Below are 22,260 nucleotides of genomic sequence, written 5' to 3' on the forward strand. Positions count from 1 at the left end.
CCCCGGAGGTCCTGATGACCGTGGCCACGGAGCGCAGCACCACCTTCGACTCGTTGAACCCCGCCACCGGCGAGGTGGTCGCCGAACACCCGATCTCCGACGCCGAGGACGTCGCCGCGGTGCTCGGCCGGGCCCGCGAGGCCGCCGGATGGTGGCGCGAGCTCGGCTGGAAGGAGCGGCGCGTCCGGCTGCTCAACGCCAAGGGCGCGCTGACCCGCAACCTCAGCCGCATGGCCGAGCTCATCCACCAGGAGACCGGCAAGCCGGTCCAGGACGCCCAGCTCGAAACGATCATGGCGATCACGCACCTGGACTGGGCGGCCCGCAACGCCCAGAAGGTGCTCGGCCCGCGCAACGTCTTCCCCGGCATGATGGCCGTCAACAACAAGTGCGTGCTGGAGTACCAGCCGCTCGGCGTGGTCGGCGTGATCGGCCCCTGGAACTACCCGATCTTCACCCCGATGGGCTCGATCGCCTACGCGCTGGCCGCCGGGAACACCGTGGTCTTCAAGCCCTCGGAGTTCACCCCCGGCGTCGGCGTGCTGCTGGCCGAGATCTTCGCCGGGGTGGTGCCCGAGCAGCCGGTGCTCCAGGTCGTCACCGGCCTCGGCGAGACCGGCGCGGCGCTGGCGTCCTCGCCGCTGGTCGACAAGATCGCGTTCACCGGGTCGGGCCCCACCGCCAAGAAGGTCATGGCGGCCTGCGCCCAGAACCTGACGCCGATCGTCGCCGAGTGCGGCGGCAAGGACGCCTGCATCATCGACGCCGACGCCGACCTGGACCGCGCCGCCGACGCCGCGCTGTGGGGCGCGATGTCCAATGCGGGCCAGACCTGCATCGGCGTCGAGCGCGTCTACGTCGTGGACGAGGTCTACGACGCGTTCCTGTCCCGGCTCACCGAGAAGGCCAGGGACCTGCGCCCCGGCTTCGACCGCGAGGCCGCCTACGGCCCGATCACGATGCCGGGCCAGCTCGACATCATCGAACGGCACATCAAGGACGCCCTGGACAAGGGCGGCAAGGCCGTCGTCGGCGGCCCCGAGTCGGTCCGCAAGCCCTACGTCGAGCCGGTCGTCCTCACCGACGTCCCCGACGACTCGGCCGCCGTGTGCGAGGAGACGTTCGGCCCCACGATCACCGTCCACCGCGTCGCGTCCCTGGACGAGGCGGTGGAGAAGGCCAACGCGAGCAGCTACGGCCTGGCCGGCACGATCTTCTCGGGCAGCCGGACCCGCGCCATGGAGGCGGCGCGCCGCCTCCGGTCCGGCATGACGTCGATCAACGCGTTCGCGACGTTCGCGGTGGTGGCGGCCCTGCCGTTCGGCGGTGTCGGCGAGTCCGGCTTCGGCCGCATCCACGGCCCCGACGGCCTGCGCGAGTTCGCCCGCCCGAAGGCCATCACCCGCCAGCGCTTCGCGCTGCCGATGAACCTGACCTCCTTCCAGCGCACCGAGAAGGACATGGCGACGGTCCTCAACATGATCAACTTCCTGCACGGCAAGCGCTACAAGCGCTGACCACCGCCACCGAACGGCCCGGCCCCGCACGGGGCCGGGCCGGGACCTTCGGCGCTGACCGGATCGTTCCGGGTCGGGTCCTGTTCGTGCCTGTCGCGGGCTCCCTCCCGGGCGCGACGATCGGGTCATGCAACGAGCGCTTCTCGTCATCGACATCCAGGAGTCCTTCCGGCAGATGCCCAGGTGGCAGGCCGTTTCCAACCCCGCTATCGTCGAACGGGCCGGGCGTCTGGTCGGCGCCGCGCGGGAACGGGGGGACCTGGTCGTGTGGATCCTGCACACCGAGCCCGGCACCGGCAACCCGTTCGACCCGGTGACCGGACACGTCCGGCTGATGGACGGGCTGGACCCGGAGGAGGGGGAGCCCGTGCTGACCAAGACCTCCCGCAACTCCTTCACCACCACCGGCCTCCAGCGGATCCTGACCGAACGCGGCATCCGCGAGCTGGTCGTCTGCGGGATCCAGACCGAGCAGTGCTGCGAGACCACCGCGCGGGTCGCCGGCGACCTCGGGTACGACGTCACGTTCGTCACCGACGCCACGGCCACGTTCCCGATCCCGCACCGGGACGCGCCCGCCGGCCGGGACTACGCCGAGGTGCTGGCCGACCCGCGCACGCTGGGCGTCCGGGAGATCGTCGAACGCACCGAGTACGCGCTGGCCGGGCGCTTCGCCACGATCGCGTCGGTGGACGACCTCGCGGGGAGGCCGGTCGGGGCATGACGCGCGTCGCCTTCCTGCTCGTGCCGTACCTGCACCTGCTCGACCTGGCCGGGCCCGCGCAGGTCTTCTCCACCGCCGCCGACGAGGGGTTCCCCTACCGGCTGGGCTACGTGGCCGAGCGGGAGGGCGTCCCGACCGCGCAGGGCGTCCCGCTCCGGGCCGACACCGAGTGGCCGGAGCTGGGGCCCGACGACCTGCTGCTGGTGCCCGGGTGGCGGTGGCACACCGACGTCCCCGGGCACACCGCGGGCCACCCGAAGATCAGCGCGGCCGTCGCCCGGCGCGTGGCCGACCACCACGCGGCGGGCGGGACGGTCGCGTCGGTGTGCGCCGGGGCGTTCGCGCTCGGGCGGGCGGGCCTGCTGGACGGGCGGCGCTGCACCACCCACCACCACCTCCAGGACGACCTGGCGCGGCGGCACCCGCGCGCGACCGTCGTGCGGGACGTGCTGTACGTGGAGGACGACCGGGTCGTCACCTCCGCCGGGATCGCCAGCGGCATCGACCTGGCCCTGCATCTGGTCGCCACCCGGCACGGGCCCGGCGCGGCGGCCCGCGTCGCGCGCACGATGGTCGTCTACGCCCGCCGCAACGGCGACGAGCCCCAGGCCAGCGCCCTGCTGCGGCACCGCGCCCATCTCAGCGACGCCGTCCACCGCGCCCAGGACCTCATCGACGCCCACTACACCCGGCCGCTGCCGCTGGCGGAGCTGGCCGGCGCGGCGGGCGTCGGCGAGCGCACCCTGACGCGCCGCTTCGTCGCGGCGACGGGCCGCACTCCCCTGCGCTACCAGCGGGAACTCCGGCTGGAACGCGCCGAGCACCTCATCTCGCGGGGGGCGACCGTCGAGTCCGCCGCCCGCGCGGTGGGGTTCCAGGACGCCCGGATGCTGAGACGCCTACGGTCCGCGCCTAAGGGCCTTAGAGCGTCCTAAGGCCGCACCGGCCGGTGAGATAAGGCGTCGTCCCCATGTGGGCCCGGGGGTCTTAGGGCGAATCTAGAACATGTCGGAACGGGCAGGCCGGTCCGACGGGACGAGGAGAAGAGCCAGAATGATCCGCCCGGAGTTCGGCAGCCAGATCATCGCCAAGGACCGCGTCAAGGCGCTGCGCGCGGAGGCCAAGGCCGCCGCCAAGGCCGCGAAGGCGCGCAAGCGGTGACACGCAGGGAACGGCGAACACCATACGGGTGTCCGCCACACGGCACTCACCGAGAGAGCCCCCGCCATCCCCGGCGGGGGCTCTCTCGCGTTCTCAGAGGTTCGCGGGGGCGAGCGGCGAGCGGCCCCGGATGAGGTCGGCGGCGCGCTCGGCGACGGCGATCGTGGGGGCGTTCGTGTTGCCGCGCGGGACCGACGGCATCACCGACGCGTCCACCACCCGCAGGCCCTCGACGCCGCGCACGCGCAGCTCGGCGTCGCAGACGGCGTCCTCGCCGCCCATCGCGCACGTGCTGGTCGGGTGGAACAGCGTGGCGACCTCGCGCCGCACGTGGTCGGTCAGCGCCGCGTCGTCGTCGGCCTGCTCGCCCGGCGCGAACTCCCCGGCCGTCAGCGTCCCCAGCGGCCCCGTCGCGGCGATCTCGCGGGCCTGCCGGATCCCGGCCAGCAGGATGTCCAGGTCCGCCTTCGCGGTCAGGTAGGCCGGGTCGATCAGCGGCTTGGCGTAGGGGCTGGCCGACCGCAGCGTGAGCGCGCCCCGGCTCTCGACCGCCACCGCCGTCACCATCACCGACAGCAGCCGCTGCGACGGCTCGACCAGGCCCTGCCGGAGGAACGGCGTCGGCAGCACGTGGTACTGGAGGTCCGGCGCGGGCAGCCCCTCGACGGTCCGCACGAAGCCGCCCGCCTCGGCGACGTTGGAGGCGTACGGGCCGCGCGCCAGGGCCTGGTAGAGCGCGAAGTTGCGGGGCGTCGCCAGCTCCCACAGGTTCCGGTCGCGGGGGGTGGCGAACATGACGTTCACGAACGGGTGGTCCTGGAGCCCCTGCCCGACCGGGGCGTCCACCAGGACGTCGATGCCGTGCTCGCGCAGGTGGTCGGCCGGGCCGACGCCCGACAGCATCAGCAGCTGCGGGCTGTTGACCGCGCCGCCGGACAGGATGACCTCGCCCTCGGCGCGCGCCTCGGTCCGCTCGCCGCGCGCCTCGTAGCGCACGCCGACGGCCCGGCCGTTCTCGATGACCACGCCGGTGGCGAGGGCGTCGGTGACGACGGTGAGGTTGTCGCGCGCCAGGGCCGGGCGCAGGTACCCGGCGGCGGTGGACCAGCGCTTCCCGCGCTTGTGGGTGACCTGGTAGAAACCGACGCCGTCCTGCCGGTCGCCGTTGAAGTCGCCGTTGGCGGCCAGCCCGTACGCCTTGGCCGACCCCACCCACGCGCGCGTCAGCGGGTGCTTGTAGCGAAGGTCCTCCACCCGCAGCGGCCCGCCGACCCCGTGGAACGCCGACTCCCCGCGCTGCTGGTCCTCCGCGCGCCGGAAGTAGGGCAGCAGGTCGGCGTAGCCCCATCCCTCGCAGCCGAACGAGTCGCGCCAGGTGTCGTAGTCGTACCGCGCCCCGCGAATGTAGATCATCGCGTTGGTGGAGGAGGACCCGCCGAGCGTGCGCCCGCGCGGCCAGTACACGCGGCGCCCCTCGGCGTGCTCCTGCGGGACGGTCTCGTAGTCCCAGTCGTAGGGCCCCTTGATCAGCGAGGCCACGGCGGCCGGGATGTGGATCTCCGGGGCGGTGTCGGGCGGACCGGCCTCCAGCAGCAGGACCCGCGTTCCGGGATCCTCGCTGAGCCGGGCGGCGAGCACGCAGCCCGCGCTTCCCGCACCGACGATGATGTGGTCGTACACAGCAGGGTTCCGCACAGCCGCCTCCGGGGGCACATGACGGGCGAAGTACCCGAAACCTTACCGAACAGTTTTCCAATAACCAGTGGTGGCTAGAGTGACCGACATGGCGAAGAACAGGGAGACCCCCGTCGTGCTGTCACGGATCTATACCCGGACCGGGGACGACGGCACCACCGCGCTCGGCGACATGTCACGCGCCGCCAAGACCGACCCCCGGCTGGCCGCCTACGCCGACGTGGACGAGGCCAACGCCGCCATCGGCGTCGCCCTCGCCATGGGTGGCCTGCCCGAGAACGTCGCCGCGACCCTCGTCCGCGTCCAGAACGACCTGTTCGACGTCGGCGCGGACCTGTCCATCCCCCTCGCCCCCGCCCCCGAGTACCCGCCGCTGCGCGTCACGTCCGACTACGTCGAGTGGCTGGAGACGGCCTGCGACGAGTACAACGCCGACCTGGCCCCGCTGCGCTCGTTCATCCTGCCCGGCGGCACCCCCGGCGCGGCGCTGCTGCACGTCGCCCGTACCGTGACCCGCCGCGCCGAACGCGGCGCATGGGCGGCGATCGAGGCGCACGGCGCCTCCCCCACCGAGGGGGAGGACCTGGTGGAAGGCGGCGTCAACCCGCTGACCGCCCGCTACCTCAACCGCCTGTCGGACCTGCTGTTCATCCTGTGCCGGGTGGCCAACGCCGACCAGGGCGACGTCCTGTGGAAGCCGGGCGGAGACCGCTAGCCCGAGCACAGGACTCCCACACCACGAACAGCGAAGGGGTGGGGCTACCCCCACCCCCGAAACACCAGACCACCACCTGGCGTCGTTCCCGCAGGCCCGAGAAGCTGAAGGACGACGGACCGAGTGGCGGGGTGGGAGACGACGTGAGGACCCTGACGGGCACGAGGGTGCTGGCCGCCGCGACGGTGGCGCTCACCACGATGGCACTGACCGGATGCGGCAACGTCGACTTCGGCACCGAGACCGGGCAGCGCACCTATGACGTGACCGAGAAGGTCGACGCCATCAAGGTGGACGGCGGTGGCGCGGTGGCGGTCACCGGTTGGGACTCCCCCACCGTCCAGGTCCATGAGAGGACCCGCTGGTCCAACGACAGCAACAAGCCCGACGCCCGGCACGCGGTGAACGGCGGGACGCTGAGCCTCACCACCAGGTGCGCCCGCACCGTGATCGGTTACAACGCCTGCGGCGTGTCCTACGAGATCCGGGTGCCCCGGTCGGCGGCGGTGAGCGTTCACACCGACGACGGGACGGTGCGCGTGTCCGGGTTGAAGGGCGCGCTCACGCTGCGCACCGACACCGGGAGGATCATCGCCACGGGTCTGGACACGCCGTCGCTGAACGCCGTCGCCGAGGACGGCGACATCCGGATCGACGGGCGGGCGCGCACCGCCGAGCTGCGCACCGACACCGGCGGCATCCTGGCCAAGGGCCTGCGCTCCGACCATGTCAACGCGCGCACCGGCGACGGCGCGGTCCACCTGGCGTTCGCCGCCGTGCCGGCCGTGGTGCGGGCCCGCACCGACACCGGGGCGGTGCATCTGAAGCTGCCCGCCGACGTCGGCTACGCGTTCTCCACCTCGACCGACACCGGTTCCCGGCACATCGACCGGGCGTTCAGGCGCGACAACGGGTCCGCCCACCGCGTCACCGTCACCACCGGCGACGGCTCGATCAGCATCAACCCCGCCTGACCAGCCCAAGGCCGCACCCGGAACGGCACGGGGCCGCGCCCGGAAAACCGGACGCGGCCCCGTTTCCTCCCGGGGTGGTGGGTCAGCGAACGACCTTGCCGCCCTTCCAGATGGGGGCGTGGGTCTGGGCGCGCGGCGCGCGCGCCCTGCGGGCCTCGCCGTTGACCGGCAGCGTGCTCCTGGCGAACCGCTGCGTCGCGTGCGCGGCGCCGTCGCTCAGCTGGTCCAGGGCGGTCCAGCTGACGTTCTTCATGCCGTCGCAGGCGGCGTGGTAGCACGGGTCGTAGGGCTGGCCCGCGGTGCCGCCGTAGATCTTGGCCTGCTCGGGGGTCTTGATGCCCTCGGCTCCGGAGAACAGGCCGCCCGCCGGGATGCCGCTCTCGATGAACGGCCCGTAGTCGGAGCGCCCGTCGAACGCCGTCGGCTCGGTCTTCAGGCCCCGCTTGGCGAAGTAGTCCACGAAGGTCTTCTCGATCGCGCCGGAGCCCGCGGGCGGGACGGTCGGGTTGCCCAGCGAGTTGTCGCCGTCGTAGACGAACCGCACGAAGTTGGTGGAGCCGAGCATGTCGAAGTTCAGGTTGAGCGCGATCTTCGACTTCTCGGCGGCCGGCAGGGTGTTCACGTAGTGGGTCGAGCCGAGCAGCCCGGCCTCCTCGGCGCCCCACCAGGCGAAGCGGACCTTGTTCTTCAGGCCCTTCTTGCCGAGCTTGTGGGCCTGCTTGGCGATCGCGAGGATGGCCGCCGAGCCGGAGCCGTTGTCGTTGATCCCGGCGCCGTCGTGCACGCTGTCGAGGTGCGCGCCGACGACCACGACGTTGTCGGAGCGGCCCCACTTGGTGTCGGCGAGGACGTTGTAGGTGGGCCGGGAGACGTTGCGGGTGTCGGACTTCAGCCGCACCTTCAGCGTTCCGGCCTTGGCGGAGGCCGCCAGCTCGTTGCCGATCTTGTAGGTGGTGCCCAGGACCGGGAACGGCGCGGGCTCGCTGAGACCGAAGACCGCGGGCGGGTCGTTGGGGACGTCGGCCCCGGTGCGCTGGTAGATGATGACGCCGGAGGCGCCCGCGGCGGCGGCGTTCTTGGCCTTGTCGCCGAAGACGCAGGTGCCGCGGCGGATCAGCGCGATGTTGCCCTTGGGGAAGTTCGCGAAGTCCGACATCTCGCAGCCGGAGTTTCCGCCGGGTCCCTGGTCGCCGTCCAGGTCCACGGGGGTGACCTTGGCGGTGACGTCGCCGCTGCCCGAGTACTCGTAGGTGCCGTACTCGGTGCCCGCCTTGTAGCTCACCTTGTTGGGCTCGACCTGCTCGAACGCGCCGGGGCCGAGCTGGTCGAACACCCAGAACGGGAAGCTCTGCACCTTGGGGTCGTAACCGGCCTTCTTGAGCTGGCTGACGACGTACTTCACCGAGATGTCGTAGCCCGGACGCCCCGACTGGCGGTTCCCGCCGTTGTAGTCGGAGATCTTCTGGAGGGCCTGCAGGTGCTTGCGGATGTCCTTGACCGTGACGAGCTTGGCGAGGTCGGGGGCGCCGGCCGCGTTCGCCGTCGGGACCGTGACGGCGGAGACGGCGAGGAGGGCCGCCGCGCCGATCGCGATTCTGCGCAATGTCGCTCCTGTCGCTTGTGGCGGGGGGAGAGGGGTGCCTGGATCGTGGCATTTGCCCCCTTACACAACAAGAGTCGATCTTGTGAAGGTTGTGTCACGAGCGCATCACGGGCCACTCACGGCCCACGACTCGCAGCTCACGACCTCACGGCACAGGGCCCCGTCCGGAAGCGGACGGGGCCCTGCGTCACAGAGCGGGAACCGGCCGGGCCGGTCAGCTCAGGCTGTGGCCGTGCGCGGGCGCCGGGGTCAGGCGCACCGACCGCTTCGCCACGCGGCGGCCGGCCTCGCCGTTGACCTCCAGCGTGCTCCTGGCGAACCGCTGGGCCGCGAACGCGACACCGTCGAGCGTGGTGTCGAACAGCTTGCGGTCCACGTTCTTCAGCGTGTCGCAGGCCTGGTGGTAGCAGGGGTCGTAGACCTTGCCCGCCTCACCGCCGAACAGCTTGACCTCTTCGGGGGTCTTGACGCCGTCGGCACCGCTGTCGATGCCGCCCGCCGGGATGCCGTTCTCGATGAACGGCCCGTAGTCGGAGCGGCCGTTGAACTCGGACGGGACGGTCGGCAGCTTCCGCTTGGCGTAGTAGCCGTTGATGATCTTCTCGATGGCGCCGGAGCCCGCGGGCGGGTTGGTGCCCGCGCCGAGGGAGTCGTCGCCGTCGTAGACCGCGCGGACGCCGTTGACCGAGCCCAGCATGTCGTAGTTCAGGTTGAGGGCGATCTTGGCCTTGTCGGCGGCCGACAGGTTGTTGACGTAGTACGTCGAGCCGACCAGCGAGATCTCCTCGGCGCCCCACCAGGCGAAGCGGACCTTGTTGCGGATCTGCTTCTTGCCCAGCTTGTGGATCTTCTGGGCGACCGCCAGGATCGCGGCCGAGCCGGTGCCGTTGTCGTTGATGCCCGGACCCTCGGGAACGCCGTCCAGGTGCGCCCCGACGACCACCACGTTGTCGGACCGGCCCCACCTGGTCTCGGCGATCACGTTGTGGGTCTTGCGCTTCTCGTTGCGGGTCTCGGACTTGACGCGCAGCCGCAGCGTGCCCGCCTGGGCGGACGGGACGAGCTGGCGGCCGATCTGGTGGGTCACCGACAGGGTGGGCAGCCCGGGAGGCGCTCCCATGGTCGCGCCGGTGATCGGGCCCGGGGCGTCGGGGCGGTTGTACATGACGACCGCCGAGGCCCCGGCCGCCTTGGCGTTCTCGGCCTTGACGATCAGGTTGCAGGTGCCGCGCTGGATCAGCGCGATGTTGCCCTTGGGGAAGCCGGAGAAGTCCTCAGCCTCGCAGCCGGAGGAGCCCCCCTGTCCCTCGGCGGGGACGTCCACGGCCGTCACGGCGGCGGTGACGTCGCCGGCGCCGGAGTAGTCCATGGTGTTGTACTCGGTGTCGACCTTGTAGGCGACCTTGTTCGGGGCGGTCTGCTCCAGCGCCCCGTTGCCGAGCTGCTTGTAGTAGTCGAAGGGGAACTCCTGCAGCTTCGGCTGGTAGCCCGCCTTCTTGAGCTGGCTGACGACGTACTTCACCGAGACGTCGTAGCCGGGCTCCCCGGCGGCGCGGTTGCCGCCGTTGTACTTGGCGATCCGGGAGAACGCCTTCAGGTGCCTGTCGGCGTCCTTGAGGGTCACCAGCTTGGCCAGGTCCGGCGCGGCGGCCGCGTGGGCCGTGGGCGCCGCGACCGTGGACACCGCGACGACGGCCGCGGCGGCGAGAGCGAACCTACGCAATATGCGCTCCTCTGAGGGGGGAGTTCAACTGGGCGAAAAGCCGGATTTAAGCTCAGAGGCGGCAAGAGTAGATATTGCTTCGGTTTTGTCTCGGTTAGGCCACAAATTTTGGCAAAAAGAGAGGCCGCGCCCGGAAGGGCGCGGCCTGCGTCGCGGGCGACCGGCGGATCAGCGGGCCCGGCGGTCCCCCACCCACGCGAACGAGCCGGGTCCGGTCCCGAGCGAACGCGCCCGCCCGCGGACCTCGCCGTTGACCGGCAACGTGCTCCCGGCGAACCGCTGGACCGCGAACGCGACCCCGTCGACGTGGGTGTCCAGCAGCTTCCAGTGGACGTTCCCGATGGTGTCGCAGCCCTGGTGGTAGCACGGGTCATACGGCTCCCCCGCCCGGCCGCCGAACAGCTTCGCCTCCTCGGGGGTCTTCTTCATCTCGGCGCCGGAGAACAGCCCGCCCGCCGGGATGCCGGCCTCGATGAACGGCCCGTAGTCGGACCGGCCGCTGAACTCGGTCTCCACCAGGGGCAGCCTTCGCCTGGCGTAGTAGTCCCGGAAGGTCTTCTCGATCGCGCCCGAGCCCGGCGGCGGCTTGGCGCCGTTGGACCCGGTCGACCCGTCGCCGTCGTAGACGCCGCGGACGCCGTTGACCGAGCCGAGCATGTCGAAGTTCAGGTTCAGCGCGATCTTCGACCGCTGGGCGGCCGGCAGGCTCTTCACGTAGGCCCTGGATCCCCGCAGGCCCTCCTCCTCGGCGCCCCAGAACGCGAAGCGGACCCGGTTGCGGATCTGCTTGCTCCCCAGCTTGTGGATCTTCTGGGCGACCGCCAGGACCGCCGCCACGCCGGTGCCGTTGTCGTTGACGCCCGCGCCACCGGGGACGCTGTCCAGGTGCGCCCCGACCACCACGACCCTGTCGGGCCGCCCCCACCGGGTGTCGGCGATGATGTTGCTGCTGCGGTGCCTGACGTACCTGGAGTCGGTCCTGATCCGCAGTCGCGGCGTCTCCTCGCGCGCCGCGTCGAGCAGGTCCGCGCCGACCTCGCGGGTGACGAACACGGCCGGCAGCGTGCGCGGGGCCTCCAGCGACGGCCGGACCAGGCCGCCCTGGCCGGGGCGGTTGTAGATGACCACGGCGGACGCGCCCGCGGCCCTGGCGTGGTCGGCCTTCACCACGAAGTTGCAGGTGCCGCGCTGCACGAGCGCGATGTTCCCCCTGGGGAAGCCCGCGAAGTCCTCCGCCTGGCAGCCCGCGTCGCCGACCCCGCCGTCGGCGGGCACGTCCACGGGGGTGACCCCGGCGGTCACGTCACCGGATCCGGAGTGCTCGATCACCGCGTAGTCGGTGCCGTGCTGGTAGGCCGCCTCCCCGGGCGAGACCCGGGTGAGCACCGGCGGCATCCTGGGTTCCCAGCGCCTGAACGTGAACGGCCGCACCGCCGGCGTGAACCCCGCCTTCCTGAGCCGGCCGACCACGTACCTCACCGAGGCGTCGTAACCGGACCGTTCCATGGCCCGGTCGCCGCCGTTGTCCTCGGCGATGGCCTGGAGGCTCTCCAGATGCCGGCGGACGTCCTTGGCCGTGACCGACCGGGCCAGGTCGGGGCCCGCCGCGGCGGGCGGGACCGTCACCAGGGTCACCGGCGGCAGGGCCACCGGCAGCGCGACCACGGCCCCGAGGGCGAACTTGCGCAACACGCGCTCCTGTCAGATCGGCGCGACGCACGGCGAAGGGCCGCGTCCGTTCCCGGACGCGGCCCTCGTCATCGCGGAGACGACGGCGGTCAGTAGACCGCGCGGTCTCCCTTGTACTGCATCGCCGGGCCGCGCAGGCTCCGGGCGCGTCGTGTCTCGCCATTGACGGGCAAAGTGCTCTTGGCGAACGCCTGGGTCGCGAACGCGACCCCGTCGGCGTGCGTGTCCAGCAGCTTCCAGTCGATGTTCTTGATGGTGTCGCAGGCCTGGTGGTAGCACGGGTCGTACGGCTGGCCCGCGGTGCCGCCGAACAGCTTCGCCTGCTCCGGCGTCTTGATCACTTCGGCGCCGGAGAACAGGCCGCCCGCCGGGATGCCGACCTCGATGAACGGCCCGTAGTCGGAGCGGCCGCTGAACTCGGTCTCGATCGTGGGCAGCTTGCGCTTGGCGTAGTAGTCGGCGAACGTCTTCTCGATCGCGCCCGAGCCCACCGGCGGCACCGTCGGGTTCTGCCCGCTGGAGTCGTCGCCGTCGTAGATGCCGCGGATGCCGTTGATCGAGCCGAGCATGTCGAAGTTCAGGTTCAGCGCGATCTTGGCCCGCTCCTCGGCGGACAGGCCCGCCACGTAGGCCGTGGAGCCCCGCAGGCCCTCCTCCTCGGCGCCCCACCAGGCGAAGCGGACCTTGTTGCGGATCTGCTTCTTGCCCAGCTTGTGGATCTTCTGCGCGGCGGCGAGGATCGCGGCCGAGCCGGTGCCGTTGTCGTTGATGCCCGGACCCTCGTGGACGCCGTCCAGGTGCGCGCCGACGACCACCACGTTGTCGGAGCGGCCCCACCTGGTCTCGGCGATCACGTTGGTGCTCTTCTTGGTGACCTCGGCCAGGTCCACCTTCAGCCGCAGCTTCAGACCGCCCGCCTGGGCCAGCTTCGCCAGCTCGCCGCCCAGCTCACGGGTCGCGAACGCCACCGGGACGTCGCGCTTGCCGTTCAGCAGCGGGTTGAGCAGGCCCGGCTCGTCGGGGCGGTTGTAGAACAGCACGGCCGAGGCGCCGGCGGCCTTGGCGTTGTTGAACTTCTGCTCGAACGAGCAGGTGCCGCGCTGGATCAGCGCGATGTTGCCCTGCGGGAAACCGGCGAAGTCGGCCGCCTCGCAGCCGGCGTCGCCGACCTGGCCCGGCGCGGGCACGTCCACGGCGGTCACGGAGGTGTTGACGTCGCCGTTGCCCGTCTCACCGGACAGCGTGAAGTCGGTGCCGAGCTTGTAGGTGGCCTGGCCCGGCGCGGTCCGCGCCAGGACGGTGGGGGTCCTCTCCTCCACGGAGGTGTAGGAGAACGGCTGCACCGTGGGCGTGAAACCGGCCTTCTTGAGCTGACTGACCACGTACTTCACCGAGATCTCGTAACCCGGCGTCTCGACGGCCCGGCTGCCGCCGTTGTAGTCGGAGATGGTCTGCAGGCTCTGCAGGTGCTTGCGGACGTCCTTGAGCGTGACCAGCGAGGCCAGATCGGGCGCGGCCTCGGCCGGCGGGACCGTCACCAGGGTGGCGGCCAGCACGGCGGCGGCTCCGATGGCGAGCTTGCGCAACGTGCACTCCTGTCGATCGGGGGGAGAACAGAGTGATGGAGCGGAAGCGGGGTGATGCAGCACGAAGTTGCACAGGATGCGCCGATCAAAGCGTTGATGACCGATTCGCTACAAGGTCCGCGACCTCGCTGAGACCTTTTCGTGACCGGTTCGGTAGGGGGAACCGGAACCCTCAGTCCAGGCCCTCGGTGGGGACGTCCACCGGGAAACCGGGCGGCGCGGCCTCCAGCCACGACAGGAAGCCCGTCAGCGCCGCCGAGCCCATCGCCAGCTCCATGGCGGCGTCGCCGTCGCGGACCTCGATGATGCTGACCCCGGGCAGCAGCCCCTCGGCCTCGGCGGGATCCGGCTCACGCCGCCCCGCCACGACAAGACCCCGGCGGTGGATCACCTGCCGGGGTCTGCCACGGAAACCGAACACGCGGTGCCACTGGAGCACGTCGCCCTTGTAGCGGCCGATGCCCAGCCGCCACGGGCCGGGCGCCTCGCCGGACCCGCCGGGCGACGGGAGCGTCCGCAGGCTGCACTCGACCGCGCCGCCGCCGCGTACCAGCAGCCAGCGGCGCAGCGACATCAGGGCGAACAGGAACGCGACCAGCAGCACGACACCGGCCAGCACCACGCCGGCGTCCAGAGCCAGTTGCCCGGTCACGTCCCCCCGCCGTTCTCGCCTGCGCGCGGCGCCCCGGGTGAGGCGCACCGCGCGCGTTCCACGAAGAGCGCGACGGCGGGCCGTGCGGCCCGCCGGTCACGGTCGAAGCTTCGGTCCGGCCCGAGCGGTCCCGCCGGGTGGGCGGGACGCACCGGACCGGGGAGGCGTCGCCCCTCGCGGGGCGCTGTCCCCTCTGGGGTCACGCCTCCGCGCCGGCCGCGCGCAGGCGCGCCCGCGCCCGCCGCTCGCCGACGGTGTCGTTGTCGGACTGCGCCCGCGACAGCGCCTGGCGGGCGTGCTCGCGGTCCACCTCGGTGCCCAGCTCGGCCTGCTCGGCCAGCACCGACACCTCGTTGTCGGCCACGGAGAAGAAGCCGCTGCCGACCGCCGCGGTGATCCACTCGCCGCCGTCGGCGGGCTCGATCTTCACCTCGCTGCCGTCCAGCAGCACGCCCAGCACCGGGGCGTGGCCCGGCATGATGCCGAGCTGGCCCTCGATGGTCTGCGCGACCACCATCCTGGCCTCGCCGGACCAGACCTCGCGCTCGGGCGAGACCAGGCCGACCTTCAGGGTTGCCACGTTCGTTCCTCCGGATTCTGGAGCGGACCGGAGGGACCGGACCGGCGCCCGTCGGCGGCGGGCCGGTCCCTCCGGAGCGGACTACTTCTCCAGCTCCTTGGCCTTGCGCTCGACATCCTCGATGCCGCCGCACATGAAGAAGGCCTGCTCGGGGATGTGGTCGTACTTGCCCTCGGTGAGCGCCTTGAACGAGGCGACCGTCTCGTCCTTCGGCACCGTGACACCGGGCTGGCCGGTGAACTGCTCGGCCACGTACATCGGGTGCGACAGGAAGCGCTCGATGCGACGGGCCCGGTTGACGGTGACCTTGTCCTCTTCGGACAGCTCGTCGATACCGAGGATCGCGATGATGTCCTGGAGCTCCTTGTACTTCTGGAGGATCCGGCGGACTTCCTGCGCGACCTCGTAGTGCTCCCGGCCCAGCACCTGCGGGTCCATGATCCGGGAGGACGAGTCCAGCGGGTCCACCGCCGGGAAGATGCCCTTCTCGGAGATGGCACGCGAGAGCACGGTCCGCGCGTCGAGGTGCGCGAACGTGGTGTGCGGCGCCGGGTCGGTGATGTCGTCCGCGGGGACGTAGATCGCCTGCATGGAGGTGATCGAGTGACCGCGGGTCGAGGTGATGCGCTCCTGGAGCACACCCATCTCGTCGGCCAGGGTGGGCTGGTAACCCACCGCGGACGGCATGCGGCCCAGCAGGGTCGACACCTCGGAACCGGCCTGGGTGAAGCGGAAGATGTTGTCGATGAACAACATCACGTCCTGCTTCTGGACGTCCCGGAAGTACTCGGCCATGGTCAGGCCCGACAGGGCGACGCGCAGACGCGTGCCCGGCGGCTCGTCCATCTGGCCGAACACCAGGGCGGTGTCCTTCAGAACGTCGGCCTCGTCCATCTCGACCCAGAGGTCGTTGCCCTCACGGGTGCGCTCGCCCACACCGGCGAACACCGAGGTGCCACCGAAGTTGCGGGCGACGCGACGGATCATCTCCTGGATGAGGACCGTCTTGCCCACACCGGCGCCACCGAACAGACCGATCTTCCCGCCCTTGACGTAGGGCGACAGCAGGTCGATGACCTTGATGCCGGTCTCCAGCATCTCGGTCCGCGACTCCAGCTGGTCGAACGCCGGGGGCTTGCGGTGGATGGCCCAGCGCTCGTTGATCTCCAGGGACGCGGTGGGGACGTCCAGGGTCTCCCCCAGCGCGTTCCACACGTGGCCCTTGGTGATGTCGCCGACCGGCACCGAGATCCCGGCGCCGGTGTTGACGACGGCCGCGCCGCGCGTCATGCCGTCGGTCGGCTGCATCGAGATGGCGCGGACCAGGTTGTCACCCAGGTGCTGGGCGACCTCCAGGGTCAGCGTCTTGGTCTCCGCGCCGAGGGTGACGTCCACCTTCAGCGCGTTGTAGATCTCCGGAATGGCGTCGGCGGGGAACTCCACGTCGACGACCGGGCCGATGACCCGGGCGACGCGCCCGGTGGCCGTCGCCGTCTCCTCTACCTGAGTAGTCATTCTCACTCCCCGCCAGAATCGGCGAGCGCGTCAGCGCCACCGACGATCTCGCTGATTTCCTGGGTGATCGCCGCCTGCCGCACCTGGTTCATCTGGCGCGTGTAGACACCGATCAGTTCGTTGGCATTGTCGGTCGCCGACTTCATCGCGCGACGCCGGGCGGCGTGCTCGGAAGCGGCCGACTGGAGCAGCATGTGGAAGATGCGGCTCTCGATGTAGTTGGGCAGCAGCAGGTCCAGCGCCGCGCCCGCCGACGGCTCGAACTCGTAGGCGGGCAGGACGTCGGCCCTGGCCTCCGCCTCGTCGCGCTCGACGACCTCCAGCGGCAGCAGCCGGCGCACCTGGACCTGCTGGGTCAGCATCGAGACGAACTCGGTGTAGACCACGTGGATCTCCCCGACGCCGCCGTTCTCGTCGGTCTTCAGGAAGTCCTCGGCCAGGCGGCGCCCGATCTGCTCCGCCTTGGGGAACGTCGGGCGGTCGCTGAAACCGTTCCACGTCTCGACCATCTCCCGGTCCCGGAACCGGTACCAGGTGATGCCCTTGTTGCCGACCACGTAGGGGACGGGCTCGCGCCCCTGCTCGCGCAGGCGCGCCATCAGAGCCTCGGCCTCACGGATGACGTTGGCGTTGTAGCCGCCCGCGAAGCCGCGGTCACTGGTGATCACCAGGACCGCGCTCCGCCTGTCCTCCGGCTGCTCGTTCAGCAGCGGGTGGTCGATCCCGACGTGGTGGCTCACCAGCGCGGACAGGGCCTGCACGATCTGCTCGGCGTACGGCTTGGACGCCTCCATCGCCTGCTGGGCCTTGACGATGCGCGAAGTCGCGATCATCTCCTGGGCACGCGTGATCTTGGCGGTCGACTGGACCGACCTGATCTGCTGCCGCAGTTGCCGAAGCTGGGCCATCTAGGTCAGTCCTTCTTGACGCGGGTGATCGTCTCCTGCTGGACGTCCTCGTCGGCGATGGGCTCGACCGACTCGTCCTCGCCCAGCAGCTTGCCCTCGCTGGTCTCGAAGCCCTTCTTGAACCCCGTGATGGCGTCCTTGAGGGTGGTCAGACCGTCGTCGCTGAGCTGACCGGTCTCGCGGATGCCCGGCAGCAGCCCCGAGTGCTGGCGCTTCAGGTAGTCCAGGAACTCGCGCTCGAAGCGGGCGATGTCACCGACCGGGACGTCGTCCAGCTCGCCGGAGGTGCCGGCCCACACCGAGACGACCTCCTCCTCGACCGGGAACGGCGAGCCCTGCGGCTGCTTGAGCAGCTCGACCAGGCGGGCGCCGCGCTCCAGCTGGGCGCGGGAGGCCGCGTCCAGGTCGGAGGCGAAGGCCGCGAAGGCCTCCAGGTCACGGAACTGCGACAGGGACAGACGCAGGGTGCCGGCGACCTTGCGCATCGCCTTGATCTGCGCCGAACCGCCGACTCGGGACACCGAGATACCGACGTTGATGGCCGGCCGGACGCCCTGGTTGAACAGGTCCGTCTCCAGGAAGCACTGGCCGTCGGTGATCGAGATGACGTTGGTCGGGATGAACGCCGAGACGTCGTTGCCCTTGGTCTCGATGATCGGCAGACCGGTCATCGAGCCGCCGCCCATGTCGTCCGACAGCTTCGCGCAGCGCTCCAGCAGACGCGAGTGCAGGTAGAAGACGTCACCGGGGTACGCCTCACGGCCCGGCGGGCGGCGCAGCAGCAGCGACACCGCGCGGTAGGCCTCGGCCTGCTTGGACAGGTCGTCGAAGACGATCAGGACGTGCTTGCCCTGGTACATCCAGTGCTGGCCGATCGCCGACCCGGTGTAGGGGGCGATGTACTTGAAGCCCGCGGGCTCGGACGCCGGGGCCGCCACGATCGTGGTGTACTCCAGCGCGCCGGCCTCCTCCAGCTGGCGGCGCACGTTCGCGATCGTGGAGCCCTTCTGGCCGATCGCGACGTAGATGCAGCGCACCTGCTTGGTGGGGTCGCCGGTCTCCCAGGCTTCCTTCTGGTTCAGGATGGTGTCGATGCAGACCGTGGTCTTGCCGGTCTGCCGGTCACCGATGATGAGCTGCCGCTGGCCACGGCCGATCGGCGTCATCGAGTCGATGGCCTTGATGCCGGTCTGCAGCGGCTCCTTGACCGACTGCCGCTGCACGACGGTCGGGGCCTGCAGTTCCAGCGCACGACGCTCGGTCGCCTCGATGGCGCCCTTGCCGTCCAGCGGGTTGCCCAGCGCGTCGACGACGCGGCCGAGGAAGCCGTCCCCGACCGGGACCGAGAGGACCTCACCGGTCCGGCGGACCTTCTGGCCCTCCTCGATCTTGCTGAAGTCACCCAGGACAACGGCGCCGATCTCACGCACGTCCAGGTTCAGAGCCAGGCCACGGGTGCCGTCCTCGAACTCCAGGAGTTCGTTGGCCATCGCGGAGGGCAGGCCCTCGACGTGGGCGATACCGTCGCCGGAATCGACAACGGTGCCGACCTCATCGCGCGCGGCGGCCTCAGGCTCGTACGACTGGACGAAGCGCTCCAGCGCGTTCCGGATCTCGTCCGGACGGATCGTCAGCTCCGCCATGATTCCTCTCTTGCTCCCTTTGGGGTCAGCTCGTCGGCTTGGTCAGCTCGCGAGCCGCCGGCGGACGTCGTCCAGCCGTCCGGCGATCGTGCCGTCGATGATCTCGTCCCCGATCTGGATCGACAGGCCGCCGATCGTGCCGGGGTCGAGCTCGATGTTCAGGTGTACTTCGTGCCCGTAGGCCGCGGCGAGCACCGCGGCCAGCCGGGTGCGCTGCTGCTCGCTCAGTTCCACCGGGGTGCGTACGAGCGCGACCAGGCGCTGGCGGCGCTGCGCCACCAGACGGCCGTACTCGGCGAGCCCACCTTCCAGGCTACGTCCTCGCGGACGGAGCGCCAGCTCGGTGATCAGCGTGAGCGCCGACGGGGTGACCTTGCCCTCCAGCAGCTCGGTCACCAGCCCCAGCTTGCGCTCGTCCGGCAGGCCCGGGCCCGACAGCGCGCCGCGCAGCTGCGGCTCGCCCTCGACGACCCGGGAGAACCGGAACAGCTCGTCCTCCAGGTCGTCCAGCCGACCCTGCCCCTCGGCGCGCGCGGACTCGGCGGTGACCGCGAGGACCTCCACCGCGTCCGCCAGCTCCGACGGCTTGGACCAGCGCAGTCGCACGACGTCGGCGACCAGCTCGAGAGCGGCCGGCGAGACCTTGCCCTCGAGCAGGACCTGGACGAGCCGCGCCTTGTCGGCGCCGTCCCGGGACGGGTCGGAGACCGCCCGTCGCAGGCCGTGCTCGCGGTCGATCAGGTGCAGCACCGCGAACAGGTCGCCGCCCAGCGTGTCCAGGTCGGCCTGCGGAAGGACCGCCTCCAGCCGTTCCCTGGCCTCGGCCAGCGACGCCCTGCTCACCGCTCCCGTGATGGTCATGATGTGATCTGCTCCTGCGTACGAGCGCGCTCCTCGAGTTCCTCGAGGAACCGGTCGACGACGCGGCTCTGCCGGGCGCTGTCCTCCAGGGACTCGCCGACCACGCGGCCGGCCAGCTCGACCGACAGCGCGCCGATCTCGGCGCGCAGCGACTGCAGCGCCTGCTGCCGCTCGGCCTCGATCTGCGTCTGCGCGGCCTCGGTGATGCGCCGGGCCTCGGCCTGGGCCTGCTCCTTCATCTCAGCGATGATCGCAGCGCCCTGCTCGCGGGCCTCCTCGCGCAGGCGGGAGGCCTCGTGCCGGGCCTCCTTGAGCTGCTCGTTGTACTTGGCGAGCAGCGCCTGCGCCTCGGCCTGGGCGTCCTCGGCCTTCTTGAGACCGCCCTCGATGGCCTCGGTGCGCTCCTCCAGCGTCTTGCGGATCGCCGGAACGAGCTTCCAACCGACCAGGGCCAGCACGATCAGGAACGCGATCGTGCCGACGACCAGCTCGGCCGGCTCCGGGGCCAGCGGGCTGTAGTGCTGCTGTCCCTCCTGGGCCGCGACGGACGCGGCCAGCAGGTTCGTCATGAGGGTTCCGCCTTCCTCTTATGTAGTGGGAAGGAGTCGGTTACTGGTGCACGAAGGGCACGACGAAACCGATGAGCGCCAGCGCCTCGGTGAGAGCGAAGCCCAGCAGCATGTTCTGGCGGATGACGTTGGTCAGCTCCGGCTGGCGGGCGATGGCCTGAACGCCCTGACCGAAGATGATGCCCACGCCAATACCGGGGCCGATGGCAGCCAGACCGTACGCGATGGAGCCGAGGTTGCCTTCGACAGCGGCGAGAGTGGCGGACATTCGCACTTTTCCTTTTCACTCGACCGGTGGGGCGTTCTTCCCACCGGAGGGTTGCTAGCGGGTGTGGTTGGTCTATCAGTGGTCAGCGTGCAGCGAGCTGTTGATGTAGCTCGCGGCCAGCAGGGTGAAGATGAAGGCCTGCAGGCTCTGCACGAAGATCTCAAAGGCGGTCATGACGATGGTCATGACGAAGCCGACGACGCCGACACCCGCACCCAGCGGGGTGAGCTTCTCGGCCAGGAACCACCAGGCGACGGTCGCGAAGAACGCGATCAGCAGGTGGCCCGCGAACATGTTCGCGAACAGTCGGACGGCGTGCGTGAACGGTCGCAGAATAATCGTCGACAGGAACTCGATCGGCGCGAGGATGACGTACAGCGCCTTGGGCAGGCCGGGCGGGAACATGACGTTCTTGAAGTAGCCGACCAGGCCCTGGTGCTTGATGCCGAGGAAGAGCATCATTCCGTAGACGGCCAGCGCCAGCACGATCGGGATGGCGATGTGCGAGGTCGCCGGGAGCTGCAGCACCGGGATGACGCCCGCGTAGTTCATGAACAGGACGAAGAAGAACGTCGAGAACAGGAACGGCATCCACCTGTCGCCGTCCTTGCCCAGCATCGGCCGCGCGACCTGGTCGCGGACCAGCAGGTAGGCGACCTCACCGACGTTCTGGATGCCCCGGGGTACCAGCTTGGGGTTGCCGAACGCGCGCCAGGCGAACAGGATGACGGCCAGCGCGGCCAGGATGACGATGAGGGTCGGCTTGGTCAGCCACGCCAGCCCCGCCTGACCTTCGAAGATCGGCTTCCAGTCGAAGATATGGAGACCTGGGGCCTCGAACTCATCTCCGCTCCCAGAGGCGAGGAGTCGCGCGCTCACGCGGCAGTCCCTTCGTCAGTGACTCTGCAGGTCAGTCGGTGGTACATCGAATGCGTGCCCGAGGGCCGCAGGGGCATTCCGAAGTCGGTGCCGGTCCGTGCCGCCCGTCGCGTCAGGAGCGACCGTAGCGGTGGTAGACCAGGTAGAGCGCTAGAGCAAGGCCCACCAGAACTCCGATGGGGAGCAGCGCCGAGGTGCCCAGCCAGCGATCCAGCAGCCAGCCTAGGCCGCCGTAGACCGCCATCCCGCTGAGGATGTAGCTGGGGATGGACCAGGCGGCGTTGGCGAAGCCTCGGTGGTCCGACTCGTCGGACCCCGGATCGTCGGGCCGGTGCCCCTCCTCGCTCATCGCAGGACGGACCATAGCAGGCCACCCCCCTGATGGTCATATTGGAGTAGTCCATTGCGGACCTCCGTGACCGGACCGTCATCACGGACTCCGGTCGGCGGTGGTCTTGACGTCCTCGGCCGGGTCGACGTAGAGCGTCTTGACCTTCAGCGAGGCACGGATCTCGGCGCCGATCCAGACGAGGGTCAGCGCGATCACGGTGTAGGCGAACACCTTGGGGTTCCAGGCCGTGGCGTCCTTGAACGCGGCGATCAGCGCGAACATCACCAGCAGTTTGGTGAGGTAGCTGAACACGGCGGCGGCGAACATCATCTGCGGCGAGATCTTGGAGGCGTAGCTCACCGCGACGACGCTGATGGTGAAGAAGGCGAGCACGGTGATCGTGCCGAGCGCGGCACCCAGCATCCCCTTGGACCCCGCGAGCACCAGTCCGACCACGAGGGCCACGATGCCGGCGAGACCGGAGGGGAGCGCGGCGCCGCGGAGGATCCGGGCGTCAGTCGAATGCATGTGGGCTCCGGCTGGTCACGTTCAGTGTTCGTCCCTTGCTAGTGAAAGGTATCACAAGCGTCCAGAACGCCCGCAATTACCCTTGATGTAACGGGAACGGGGCCCGCGTCCCTATCCACGCCGTCACCGTCACCGCCCG

General features: G+C 70.5%; 21 protein-coding genes. 5 read left to right on the forward strand and 16 right to left on the reverse strand.

Annotated features, from left to right (window positions below):
- The first annotated feature begins 14 nt into the window (after positions 1 to 14).
- From HNR61_RS14700 to HNR61_RS14710, 3 genes are all read left to right on the forward strand, one after another.
- Positions 15 to 1,517, forward strand: coding sequence for an aldehyde dehydrogenase family protein (locus tag HNR61_RS14700; protein ID WP_182843677.1), 1,503 nt, complete (start codon positions 15 to 17; stop codon positions 1,515 to 1,517).
- Between the two features lie 127 nt (positions 1,518 to 1,644).
- A complete protein-coding gene (locus tag HNR61_RS14705; protein WP_182843678.1) occupies positions 1,645 to 2,241 on the forward strand; it encodes a cysteine hydrolase family protein in 597 nt (198 codons plus the stop codon).
- Entirely contained in the window at positions 2,238 to 3,176 is a 939-nt protein-coding gene (locus HNR61_RS14710) for a GlxA family transcriptional regulator (RefSeq protein WP_182843679.1), read from the forward strand. The genes HNR61_RS14705 and HNR61_RS14710 overlap by 4 nt, the downstream gene beginning before the upstream one ends.
- Positions 3,177 to 3,495: 319 nt before the next feature.
- Here the strand turns inward: HNR61_RS14710 and HNR61_RS49905 are convergent, their stop codons facing one another.
- Positions 3,496 to 5,082 carry a GMC family oxidoreductase gene (locus HNR61_RS49905; protein ID WP_182843959.1) on the reverse strand — a complete coding sequence of 529 codons (1,587 nt, stop codon included), beginning with the start codon at positions 5,080 to 5,082 and terminating at the stop codon, positions 3,496 to 3,498.
- Between the two features lie 103 nt (positions 5,083 to 5,185).
- Between HNR61_RS49905 and HNR61_RS14720 the strand changes: the two genes are divergently transcribed.
- Together HNR61_RS14720 and HNR61_RS14725 are read left to right on the forward strand one after the other, a co-directional pair.
- Positions 5,186 to 5,812 (forward strand): cob(I)yrinic acid a,c-diamide adenosyltransferase, encoded by a 627-nt coding sequence (locus tag HNR61_RS14720; protein WP_182843680.1) that lies wholly within the window; start codon positions 5,186 to 5,188, stop codon positions 5,810 to 5,812.
- A 143-nt stretch (positions 5,813 to 5,955) separates the two neighbouring features.
- The gene (locus tag HNR61_RS14725) at positions 5,956 to 6,786 is read left to right on the forward strand and encodes a DUF4097 family beta strand repeat-containing protein (protein ID WP_182843681.1); all 831 of its coding nucleotides are present in this window, start codon (positions 5,956 to 5,958) and stop codon (positions 6,784 to 6,786) included.
- An 82-nt stretch (positions 6,787 to 6,868) separates the two neighbouring features.
- Here HNR61_RS14725 and HNR61_RS14730 read toward each other — a convergent pair whose 3' ends face one another.
- The 15 genes from HNR61_RS14730 to HNR61_RS14800 form a co-directional block, all read right to left on the reverse strand.
- Positions 6,869 to 8,389 carry a M28 family metallopeptidase gene (locus HNR61_RS14730; RefSeq protein WP_182843682.1) on the reverse strand — a complete coding sequence of 507 codons (1,521 nt, stop codon included), beginning with the start codon at positions 8,387 to 8,389 and terminating at the stop codon, positions 6,869 to 6,871.
- Positions 8,390 to 8,603: 214 nt separating this feature from the next.
- Positions 8,604 to 10,112, reverse strand: a complete 1,509-nt coding sequence (locus HNR61_RS14735) for a M28 family peptidase (RefSeq protein ID WP_182843683.1) — start codon at positions 10,110 to 10,112, stop codon at positions 8,604 to 8,606.
- A 168-nt stretch (positions 10,113 to 10,280) separates the two neighbouring features.
- Positions 10,281 to 11,804 carry a M20/M25/M40 family metallo-hydrolase gene (locus HNR61_RS14740; RefSeq protein ID WP_376770255.1) on the reverse strand — a complete coding sequence of 508 codons (1,524 nt, stop codon included), beginning with the start codon at positions 11,802 to 11,804 and terminating at the stop codon, positions 10,281 to 10,283.
- Between the two features lie 86 nt (positions 11,805 to 11,890).
- Positions 11,891 to 13,387, reverse strand: coding sequence for a M28 family metallopeptidase (locus tag HNR61_RS14745; protein ID WP_182843684.1), 1,497 nt, complete (start codon positions 13,385 to 13,387; stop codon positions 11,891 to 11,893).
- A 172-nt stretch (positions 13,388 to 13,559) separates the two neighbouring features.
- Positions 13,560 to 14,039 (reverse strand): DUF2550 domain-containing protein, encoded by a 480-nt coding sequence (locus tag HNR61_RS14750; RefSeq protein ID WP_182843685.1) that lies wholly within the window; start codon positions 14,037 to 14,039, stop codon positions 13,560 to 13,562.
- Between the two features lie 199 nt (positions 14,040 to 14,238).
- Positions 14,239 to 14,619 (reverse strand): F0F1 ATP synthase subunit epsilon, encoded by a 381-nt coding sequence (locus tag HNR61_RS14755; RefSeq protein WP_182843686.1) that lies wholly within the window; start codon positions 14,617 to 14,619, stop codon positions 14,239 to 14,241.
- 81 nt (positions 14,620 to 14,700) lie between these two features.
- Complete coding sequence (atpD, locus tag HNR61_RS14760) at positions 14,701 to 16,134, reverse strand: F0F1 ATP synthase subunit beta (RefSeq protein WP_067813874.1); 1,434 nt, start codon at positions 16,132 to 16,134, stop codon at positions 14,701 to 14,703.
- Between the two features lie 2 nt (positions 16,135 to 16,136).
- Entirely contained in the window at positions 16,137 to 17,042 is a 906-nt protein-coding gene (locus tag HNR61_RS14765; RefSeq protein ID WP_182843687.1) for a F0F1 ATP synthase subunit gamma, read from the reverse strand.
- A 5-nt stretch (positions 17,043 to 17,047) separates the two neighbouring features.
- Positions 17,048 to 18,685: a F0F1 ATP synthase subunit alpha gene (atpA, locus tag HNR61_RS14770; protein WP_182843688.1), complete on the reverse strand. Its 1,638-nt coding sequence runs from the start codon at positions 18,683 to 18,685 to the stop codon at positions 17,048 to 17,050.
- 42 nt (positions 18,686 to 18,727) lie between these two features.
- A complete protein-coding gene (locus HNR61_RS14775; protein WP_182843689.1) occupies positions 18,728 to 19,546 on the reverse strand; it encodes a F0F1 ATP synthase subunit delta in 819 nt (272 codons plus the stop codon).
- A complete protein-coding gene (locus tag HNR61_RS14780) occupies positions 19,543 to 20,115 on the reverse strand; it encodes a F0F1 ATP synthase subunit B (protein WP_182843690.1) in 573 nt (190 codons plus the stop codon). Before HNR61_RS14780 ends, HNR61_RS14775 begins: the two co-directional genes overlap by 4 nt.
- A gap of 40 nt (positions 20,116 to 20,155) precedes the next feature.
- The gene (atpE, locus tag HNR61_RS14785) at positions 20,156 to 20,383 is read right to left on the reverse strand and encodes an ATP synthase F0 subunit C (RefSeq protein ID WP_182843691.1); all 228 of its coding nucleotides are present in this window, start codon (positions 20,381 to 20,383) and stop codon (positions 20,156 to 20,158) included.
- 75 nt (positions 20,384 to 20,458) lie between these two features.
- Positions 20,459 to 21,262: a F0F1 ATP synthase subunit A gene (gene atpB, locus HNR61_RS14790; RefSeq protein ID WP_182843692.1), complete on the reverse strand. Its 804-nt coding sequence runs from the start codon at positions 21,260 to 21,262 to the stop codon at positions 20,459 to 20,461.
- A 112-nt stretch (positions 21,263 to 21,374) separates the two neighbouring features.
- On the reverse strand, positions 21,375 to 21,626 hold the full coding sequence (locus HNR61_RS14795) for an AtpZ/AtpI family protein (RefSeq protein WP_083999205.1): 252 nt from the start codon (positions 21,624 to 21,626) through the stop codon (positions 21,375 to 21,377).
- 66 nt (positions 21,627 to 21,692) lie between these two features.
- On the reverse strand, positions 21,693 to 22,121 hold the full coding sequence (locus HNR61_RS14800) for a Cg1360 family ATP-synthase-associated protein (RefSeq protein ID WP_182843693.1): 429 nt from the start codon (positions 22,119 to 22,121) through the stop codon (positions 21,693 to 21,695).
- Positions 22,122 to 22,260 lie beyond the last annotated feature (139 nt).

It is taken from the genome of Actinomadura kijaniata, assembly GCF_014138665.1.
Taxonomy (GTDB): Bacteria; Actinomycetota; Actinomycetes; order Streptosporangiales; family Streptosporangiaceae; genus Spirillospora; species Spirillospora kijaniata.